General features: G+C 66.1%; 9 protein-coding genes. 8 read left to right on the top strand and 1 reads right to left on the bottom strand.

All coding sequences use genetic code 11. From position 1 onward, the window contains the following. From DBR23_RS05090 to DBR23_RS05055, 8 genes are all read left to right on the top strand, one after another. A partial coding sequence (locus DBR23_RS05090) for a cyclic nucleotide-binding domain-containing protein (RefSeq protein ID WP_146191228.1) occupies positions 1–1,181 on the top strand: 1,181 nt, incomplete at its 5' end. 124 nt (positions 1,182–1,305) lie between these two features. Next, positions 1,306–1,728: a group II truncated hemoglobin gene (locus DBR23_RS05085; RefSeq protein WP_108497517.1), complete on the top strand. Its 423-nt coding sequence runs from the start codon at positions 1,306–1,308 to the stop codon at positions 1,726–1,728. A gap of 114 nt (positions 1,729–1,842) precedes the next feature. Beyond that, the gene (locus DBR23_RS05080; RefSeq protein WP_056060837.1) at positions 1,843–2,436 is read left to right on the top strand and encodes a LemA family protein; all 594 of its coding nucleotides are present in this window, start codon (positions 1,843–1,845) and stop codon (positions 2,434–2,436) included. A 19-nt stretch (positions 2,437–2,455) separates the two neighbouring features. After that, positions 2,456–3,547, top strand: coding sequence for a M48 family metalloprotease (locus DBR23_RS05075; RefSeq protein WP_108497516.1), 1,092 nt, complete (start codon positions 2,456–2,458; stop codon positions 3,545–3,547). A gap of 41 nt (positions 3,548–3,588) precedes the next feature. After that, positions 3,589–4,062 carry a RidA family protein gene (locus tag DBR23_RS05070; protein ID WP_199227635.1) on the top strand — a complete coding sequence of 158 codons (474 nt, stop codon included), beginning with the start codon at positions 3,589–3,591 and terminating at the stop codon, positions 4,060–4,062. After that, on the top strand, positions 4,059–4,472 hold the full coding sequence (locus tag DBR23_RS05065; protein ID WP_233250282.1) for a GFA family protein: 414 nt from the start codon (positions 4,059–4,061) through the stop codon (positions 4,470–4,472). Before DBR23_RS05070 ends, DBR23_RS05065 begins: the two co-directional genes overlap by 4 nt. An 11-nt stretch (positions 4,473–4,483) precedes the next feature. Beyond that, on the top strand, positions 4,484–4,717 hold the full coding sequence (locus DBR23_RS05060) for a hypothetical protein (protein ID WP_056747424.1): 234 nt from the start codon (positions 4,484–4,486) through the stop codon (positions 4,715–4,717). Positions 4,718–4,891: 174 nt separating this feature from the next. Further along, positions 4,892–6,904 carry a bifunctional 2',3'-cyclic-nucleotide 2'-phosphodiesterase/3'-nucleotidase gene (locus DBR23_RS05055; protein WP_233250284.1) on the top strand — a complete coding sequence of 671 codons (2,013 nt, stop codon included), beginning with the start codon at positions 4,892–4,894 and terminating at the stop codon, positions 6,902–6,904. Positions 6,905–7,042: 138 nt separating this feature from the next. Here DBR23_RS05055 and DBR23_RS05050 read toward each other — a convergent pair whose 3' ends face one another. Beyond that, the gene (locus tag DBR23_RS05050; protein WP_233250283.1) at positions 7,043–7,669 is read right to left on the bottom strand and encodes a Smr/MutS family protein; all 627 of its coding nucleotides are present in this window, start codon (positions 7,667–7,669) and stop codon (positions 7,043–7,045) included. Positions 7,670–7,740: the final 71 nt, after the last annotated feature.

The following is a 7,740-nucleotide window of genomic DNA, read 5'->3' as shown; positions in this document are numbered from 1 at the left end:
TGCTGGCGCAGGCGGGGGCCTCGCGCGATGCCCCGCGCTGGCACGCCGCCATCATGCTGGGGGTGGCGGTCACCGGGGCGTGGTGGCTGCACTGGGTGCCCATGGCCTGTCTTGCCGGGGGGCTGGTGCTGGCGGGGCTGATGCAGGTGCCGGGCCTCATGTGGTCGTTGGGCTATGCCCGTCGGTCCCGGGTGACCTGGGCGCAAAGCTGGCTGGTGGCGCTGGTGTTTGCCGTGATGGGGGGCGTGGGGGCGCTGGTGGCTGGCCTGGTGGTGGCCACGTTTGTGCTGCTGCACGACTCTGCCGCCACGGTGCTGCGCCATGTGCGTCTGGATGGCGAGCTGCGCTCGCGGCGTTTGCGCCGTGCCGGATCGGACAGCTGGCTGACGCCGCGCATGAACCAGGTGGCGGTGTTTGAACTGCAAGGCGTGATGTCTTTTGGCGTGGCTGCCCACTTGGCCGAGCAGGTGCGCATGCTGCTGCTGCCGCGCCATCGCTGGGTCATTCTGGACGCGGGCCGCGTGCCCGCGTGGGACAGCACCGCAATGGCCCAACTGCGGGCGCTGGTGCGCGATCTGGACCAGCAGGGCATCGCCGCGGCCGTGGCAGCCCTGGACCCCATGGCCGCCGAGCATGCGGGGGAGCATGTGCGCGCCTTTGCCGACCTGGACCGGGCGCTGGAATGGGCCGAGGTGGGCATCTTGTCGCAGCGGCCCATCGAGCAACGCCCCGCGCACCCCGAGCGCGATGTGCTGGGCGAGGTGGGCGAGGGCGTGCCCAAGGCCGCCGCCGAGGCCTTGCAGGCGCTGCTGGTGTCCCAGGCTGTCCCGCCCCATGGCGTGGTGTTTCATGCGGGGGATACAGACCATGACCTCCTCGTGGTCAAGTCCGGCCACATCACGCTGGTCACCCAGTGGCCGCCCGACAAAGGCTTGCGCCTGGCCACCGTCGGTCCGGGCATGGCGTTTGGCGAAATGGCCTTCCTCAATGGTGCGGCCCGCAGTGCCTGCGCGGGCGCCGAACGTGGCCCGGCGCACTTGGTGCGCTTGTCGCGCGCACATTTTGATGCCTGGGCAAGGCAGTACCCCGAGGCGGCCCTCACAGTGATGAACAACCTGGCCCAGATTGGCGCCCGGCGCTTGGCGGTGACCACGCGGCAGCTGCGGGCGGTGCTGGAGTAGCAGGGCAGGGCATCGGGTGTCGGAGTGCGGCTGTCCCAAGGTCCCACAAGGCGAATGAAAGGCCCTTGATTTCTATAATCAAAGGCTTCCCGACACCGTCTGGCAACCTCTCCTTGCCAACCCCATGGAATCCACCCCCTCTTCCTCCGCCGCAGACGCCCCCGTGGCCACCACCCCTTTTGAATGGATCGGCGGCGAAAAACGCGTGCGCGCCTTGACCGAGCGCTTCTATGACCTGATGGACCTGGAGCCCGGCTACACCGAGCTGCGTGCCGCCCATGGCAGCGACCTCGGCCAGGCGCGGCAAAAGCTGTTCATGTTTTTGTGCGGATGGCTGGGTGGGCCGTCGTACTACACCGACCAGTTTGGCCACCCGCGCCTGCGCGCGCGCCACATGCCGTTTGCCATCGGCATCAAGGAGCGCGACCAATGGGTGGCCTGCATGGACCAGGCCATGGGCGAGACCGGCGTGCCCTCCGACCTGCGCGTGCGGCTGAAGGAAAGCTTCATGGGCACGGCGGACTGGATGCGCAACAAAGGGGTGTAGCCCGCCCGCGAGGTGGTGCCCGTTTGCGCCGTTGAATGGCGCCCTGGTATGTTTCCGGGGGGCCGCCTCCACAGGCTCTAAGATGCTCCCTCCAACAAATACAGGAGGTGGGGTATGTCGGCAACCGCATGGGTCGTGGTCGTTGTGCTGGTCGCGTTGGGCTTGTGGGCGGTGGCGGTCTATAACCGGCTGGTGCAGTTGCGCAACCGCATTGCCAACGCGTTTGGCCAGATCGACGTGCAGCTCAAGCGCCGTTATGACCTGATCCCCAACCTGGTAGAGGTGGCGCGTGGCTATCTGGCGCACGAGGCCGCCACGCTGGAAGCCGTGATCAAGGCCCGCAGCCAGGCGCAGGGCGCGGCTGCGGCGGTGCGTGCCGCACCGCAAAGCGCCAGCGCCATGGGCGCGCTGGCGGCGGCAGAGGGTGTACTCGGCGGCAGCTTGGGCCGCCTGATGGTGGTGGCCGAGAGTTACCCTGAACTCAAGGCCGACGCCTCCATGCAGTCGCTGTCCGAAGAGATCACCAGCACCGAAAACCGCCTGGGGTTTGCACGTCAGGCCTACAACGACCAGGCGCTGGAGTTCAACGACGCGGCGGCGCAGTTCCCGGACCTCATCGTCGCGCGTCTGCTGGGTTTTGCGCCCGCGCCCATGCTGGCATCCACGCAGTCCGATGAAGAGCGCGCCGCGCCCCGGGTGAAGTTCTGACCCTTCCGCTTCCATTCGCATGAAGTTCTGGGATCACCAGCAAAACGCGCGCAGCGAGACGCGTCGCTTGCTGCTGGGTTTTGCCTTCGCTGTGGTCGTTCTGGTAGCGGCTGTGCACGCGGCCCTGGCGTTGGCCTGGTGGCTGATGGTGGCGGTGCTGCCCGTGCACTTGCCCTTTCCACAAGGTTTTCTGGCCGCCAATGTGGGTGTCTCGCTGATGCTGGTGCTGGGCGGCTGGTGGGTGGAGACGTCCAACTTGCGCGCAGGCGGTGTCAAGCTGGCGCAGCGTGTGGGCGCGCGCGAGTTGCGCCCGTCGCTGTCGCACGCCGAGCAGCGGCTGTCCAACATCGTGGACGAGCTGTGCATTGCCGCGCACATGCCGCGCCCGCAGATCATGGTCATGCCGCGCACCGATGCCGTCAATGCGTTCGCTGCCGGGTGGGACGAGAGCGACGCCGTCATTGCCGTGACGCAGGGTGCCCTGGACTACCTCACCCGCGAAGAGATGCAGGGCATGGTGGCGCACGAGCTGAGCCATCTGCATGAGGGCGACACCCGCCTGAAGATGCGCCTAGCGGGCATGGTGTTCGGGCTGGAGCTGGTCTACAACTTTGGCGACACGATGCGCGAGCGTCGGGGCCTGGCCTGGTGGTTCGGGTCGGCCATCATGGTGGCGGGCTTTGCGGGCTGGCTCACCGGCCGCATGCTCAAGGCCGCCGTATCGCGACAGCGCGAATACCTGGCCGACGCACGCGCGGTGCAATGGACCCGCAGCCGCGATGGCCTGGGTGGCGTACTGCGCAAGGTCATGGCCCAGCGTCGTGACACCCCGGCCGGGTATGCCGAGAACCCCGTCCACACCGGCTTGGCCCACCCGGCCGTGCAGCACATGCTGCTGGTGGACGTACCCGGCCGCAGCCGCATGGAGCGCTGGCTGGACACCCACCCCACGCTCGACGACCGCGTGCAGCGCGTGTATGGCCGCCGCATGCAGCCTTTGCCCGCCGTGCCCGTACATGCAGGGCATGAATCGGCGCGGCGTGACGAGGGTGGGGCGCCCGGCACCGTGTCGATCGCCTCGCTGGTAGACCCTTTTGCGCGCTTCATGTAGCCCGCTGCGAAGGCCGCAGTTTTTTCAGGAGACCCATGTCCATGTCACGCGACGCGAGATTTCAGGAACAAGCCCAGGCACTGGGCTACAGCTTTGAGGGCGAGATCAAGATTGGTGGCAACTATGTGCCGCTGGTGCGTGACGGCCACCACATCTACCTGAGCGGGCAGATCCCGCGCGTGGGCGACACGGTGGTGGTCACGGGCGCTGCCGGGGCGGTCGCCACGCTGGCCGATGCGCAAAAAGCAGCGAAGGTGTGTGTGATGCGGGCGCTGGCCTTGCTGCAGCGCTCGCTGGGTTCGCTCGATGCCGTGCAATCCATTTTGCGCATCACCGTGTACGTGCAGTCGGCGCTTGCCTTCACGCAGCAAAGCGAGGTGGCCGATGGTGCCTCCGAGGTGCTGTTTGCCGTGCTGGGCGAGGCTGGTGCCCACACCCGCACCTCGGTGGGTGTGCTGCAGTTGCCCAAGAACGCGACGGTGGAGGTGGACTTGATCGCGTCGGTGGCGCCATGACGACGCCTGCTGCTGTGCACCGAGGTAGTTGCCTGTGTGGTGGCGTGCGTTACGAGACCACGGCGCCATTGCAGGGTGCATCGCACTGCCACTGCTCGATGTGCCGCAAGGCGCATGGTGCGGCGTTTGGCAGCTATGGCAGCGTGTTGCGTGTGCACCATCGCTTCGTGTCTGGGCAAGGGCTGACGCGCACCTACCGGTCTTCGCCCCCGGTCACGCGCACGTTTTGCTCGGTGTGTGGCTCGCCCTTGCTGTGGCACAGCGAAGGCCCCTATACCGAGTGGGTGGCCGTGCCGCTGGGTACCTTGGACACCGCCTACGAGACCCCGCCCCAAAAGCACATCCATGTGGCCTCCAAAGCCGCATGGGTAGTGATCTGTGATGGTTTTCGGCAAGAGGCCGAAGGATAGATCGGTACCCCATGGCAGCACCGTTGAACTCTTACCCCCGTTTTAATGTTTTCGGCCGGATCGTCGAAGTGCGCCGCGAAGGTGCGCTGTGGCAGGCCTACCGCGTGGGCGCAGATGGCAAGCGCTCACCGTCGGGTTTTGTGATCCCCGACTTTGTCCAAGAGCATGAGCTGGCACAGTTTCTGGAAGACCTGTTTCACGAAAGCGCCTCGCCGCATAACGGCGACGTGTACCGCATCGAGTGAGTCGCTGCAAGGCGCACTGACCGCAGCACGAAGCACAAGTGTTGCGGCCACGTTGCCACGTCACACCGCTGTCAAACCTGGCCCAGACACTCGGTCCCTTGTTTCAATTCGGGACTGTTCATGTCTGAACGCACTCTGGGCTTTCTGATTTCTCCTTCGCATGTTTCACGCCGCATGGCTGCATGGGGCATGGTGGCACTGGCCGCGTCGCTGGCTGCCTGCGGCGGCAGCAGCGACAACGCCAGCAGCAACGCGGGCGCCACGGCCACGCTGGCCGTGCTGGAGACCACCGACCTGCACTTCAACGTGCGCAGCTACGACTACTTCAAGCTGGCCGAAGACAAAAGCTACGGCTTTGAGCGCACGGCCACGCTGGTGCGCGCGGCCCGCAAGGAGTTTGCCAACACGCTGCTGGTGGACAACGGCGACACCATCCAGGGCACTGCGCTGGCCGACTACGAGGCCAGCATCAGCCCTATCCCGTGCACGCAGCAGCTGTCCATGTACAAGGCCATGGGCGCGCTGGGCTTTGATGCGGGCACGTTGGGCAACCACGAGTTCAACTACGGCCTGCCCTTCCTGAACCAGGTGCTGGGCGGTGGGCTGGAGGTGGACGGCGTGGACCCCTCCAAGAAATGCGCTGGCGCTGGCTACCCCGCCGTGCTGGCCAACGTGTACAGCAATAAGACCAAGAAGCCGCTGGTGCAGCCCTACACGCTGCTGGAGCGCACGCTGGTGGCCAAGGGTACGGATGGCAAGGAAGTGAAGCTGCCGATCAAGATCGGCGTGATCGGCTTTACCACCCCCGGCATCATGAACTGGGACAAGCGCTACCTGGAAGGCAAGGTCTACACCGAAGGCGCCGTCGAATCCGCCAACAAGTACGTGCCCGAGCTGCGTGCCAAGGGGGCTGACATCGTGGTGGCCTTGTTGCACGGCGGTCTCGACAGTGCCGCCTACTCGGCCACCATGGAGAACCCCGGCCTGTACCTGTCGAAGGTGGCAGGTATCGACGCGATGGTGATGGGCCACCAGCATGGCGTGTTCCCCGACACGGCCGCTACGCCCAGCTTCAACCTGGCCGGCGTGGACCACAAGGCGGGCACCATCAACGGAGTGCCTGCCGTCATGGCCAGCTCCTGGGGCAAGGCCCTGGGTGTGGTGCAACTGGCGTTGCAATGGGACGGCAGCAAGTGGGTGGTCAACAAGTCCGCCAGCAAGAGCGAGCTGCGCAACATCCAGAACAAGAATGCCGCAGGCGCCACGGTGACCGTGGACGCCGACCCCGCCATCGCCCCGCTGATCGAGACCCAGCACCAGGCCGCGATCCAGTACGTGAAGACACCCATCGGCCAGACCGACTTCCGCATGAGCACGTTGTTTGCCGACGTGGGTGACCCCGGCGCGATCCAGATCGTGAACCAGGCCCAGCAGGCCTACGTGGCGGCTTACATCAAGGCCAGCCTGCCGCAGTATGCGCAGCTGCCGGTGCTGTCCGTGAGTGCGCCGTTCAAGAGCGGTTTCCAGGGCGGGGCCGACTACACCGACGTGGCGGTGGGCCCGCTGGCCATCAACAACGCGGCCGACCTGTACCTGTACCCCAACACCGTGTATGCGGTGAAGGTGAACGGCGCGGACATCAAGAACTGGCTCGAAGCCGCCGCCAAGCGCTTCAACCAGATCGACCCGGCCAAGACCACCGAGCAGCAGCTCATCAGCACCTTCCCTGGGTACAACTTCGACATGTTCACCACGGCGGACATGCAGTACGAGATCGACGTGACCCAGCCCGTGGGCAGCCGCATCAAGAACCTGACGTACCTGGGCAAGCCCATCGACGCGGCGCAGGAGTTCGTGATCGCCACCAATAACTACCGCGCGACCAGCGGCAAGAGCTTCATCGACAAGCTCGACGGCTCAGGCACCATCTGGGCTTCGCCCGACGCCAACCGCGACGTGGTGATCGACTACATCCGCAAGAACCCGGCAGTGACCCGCGCGGCCAACGGCGCTGCCAAGAGCTGGCGCTTTGCCAAGGCCACGGTGGCGGGTCCAGTGGTGTTCAGCTCGGGCGCCAATGCCCTCAGCGTGGCGCAGGCGGCCGGGTTGGGCAACGTGTCGCTGCTGGCGGCCGATGATGGCTCGGGCAAGGGCACGTCTAAGTACGGCGTGGATCTGTCCAAGTAGTCGTCCCCCTCCTGTTACGGAGGCCGTGGCGGTGCATGCGTTCGTAGCACCGCTACGGAGCAGCCTGCTGTAGGGCATCTGAAATGCTCTGCTTTTGATAGCTGCAAGCGCATATGGATGTAGCGCTTGCAGCTATTTTTATGAATTTTTGCGTAGAACGGGTTGCAGCAGCACCACGAGCGCCCCTGCGCCCCCATCCATGGGCCGCGCCTGTACGAAGGCCAGCACCTCGTTCTTCTGCACCAGCCAGCGTTGCACGCGGCCTTTGAGCACGGGGCTTTTGCCGGGCGAGCCCAACCCCTTGCCATGCACCACGCGCACGCAGCGCAGGCCCGTCTTGTGGGCATGACGGATGAAGTCGCCCAGCGCTTCGCGCGCCTCGTCCACGCGCAGGCCATGCAGGTCCAGCTGGCGCTGGATGCTCCAGTGGCCAGAGCGCAGGCGGCGGGTTACTTCCACACCAATGCCTGGGCGGCGAAAGCTCAACTGGTCGTCGGTGTCGAGCAGGGTACTCACGTCGAAGTCATCGCTGATGGATTCAAGCAGCACCCGTTCCTCGTCCAGCCAGTGCTGCACCGGCAGCGGCGGCGGCTGGTGGCGGCGCAGACGCGCCACATTCGGGTTGCGCAGTGGGGTGACGGGGCCCACGCTGCGGCTGAAGAGGTGGCGCTCGGCCTCGGCCCGGGCGGCGGCCTCGCGCCGGGCTTTGTCTTCGGCCTCGCGGCGCTCTTGGTCTTCGCGCAGGCGGCGGGCCACGGTGGCCAGGTCCTGCAGTTGGGTGATGCGTTCGCCCGCGCGGCGCGGGCGAACGCATCACCCAACTGCAGGACCTGGCC

It is taken from the genome of Acidovorax sp. HMWF018, from assembly GCF_003061035.1.
GTDB lineage: Bacteria > Pseudomonadota > Gammaproteobacteria > Burkholderiales > Burkholderiaceae_C > Acidovorax > Acidovorax delafieldii.
Note: the sequence above shows the minus strand (reverse complement) of the source record. Positions and strands in the feature narration are given on the sequence as shown.

What these genes read in the sequence shown, in the direction of transcription:
- DBR23_RS05070 (WP_199227635.1), top strand. Translation starts at nt 3,589, where the DNA reads ATGTCACGCGACGCGAGATTTCAGGAACAAGCCCAGGCACTGGGCTAC.
- DBR23_RS05065 (WP_233250282.1), top strand. Translation starts at nt 4,059, where the DNA reads ATGACGACGCCTGCTGCTGTGCACCGAGGTAGTTGCCTGTGTGGTGGC.
- DBR23_RS05085 (WP_108497517.1), top strand. Translation starts at nt 1,306, where the DNA reads ATGGAATCCACCCCCTCTTCCTCCGCCGCAGACGCCCCCGTGGCCACC.
- DBR23_RS05075 (WP_108497516.1), top strand. Translation starts at nt 2,456, where the DNA reads ATGAAGTTCTGGGATCACCAGCAAAACGCGCGCAGCGAGACGCGTCGC.
- DBR23_RS05060 (WP_056747424.1), top strand. Translation starts at nt 4,484, where the DNA reads ATGGCAGCACCGTTGAACTCTTACCCCCGTTTTAATGTTTTCGGCCGG.
- DBR23_RS05080 (WP_056060837.1), top strand. Translation starts at nt 1,843, where the DNA reads ATGTCGGCAACCGCATGGGTCGTGGTCGTTGTGCTGGTCGCGTTGGGC.
- DBR23_RS05055 (WP_233250284.1), top strand. Translation starts at nt 4,892, where the DNA reads ATGGCTGCATGGGGCATGGTGGCACTGGCCGCGTCGCTGGCTGCCTGC.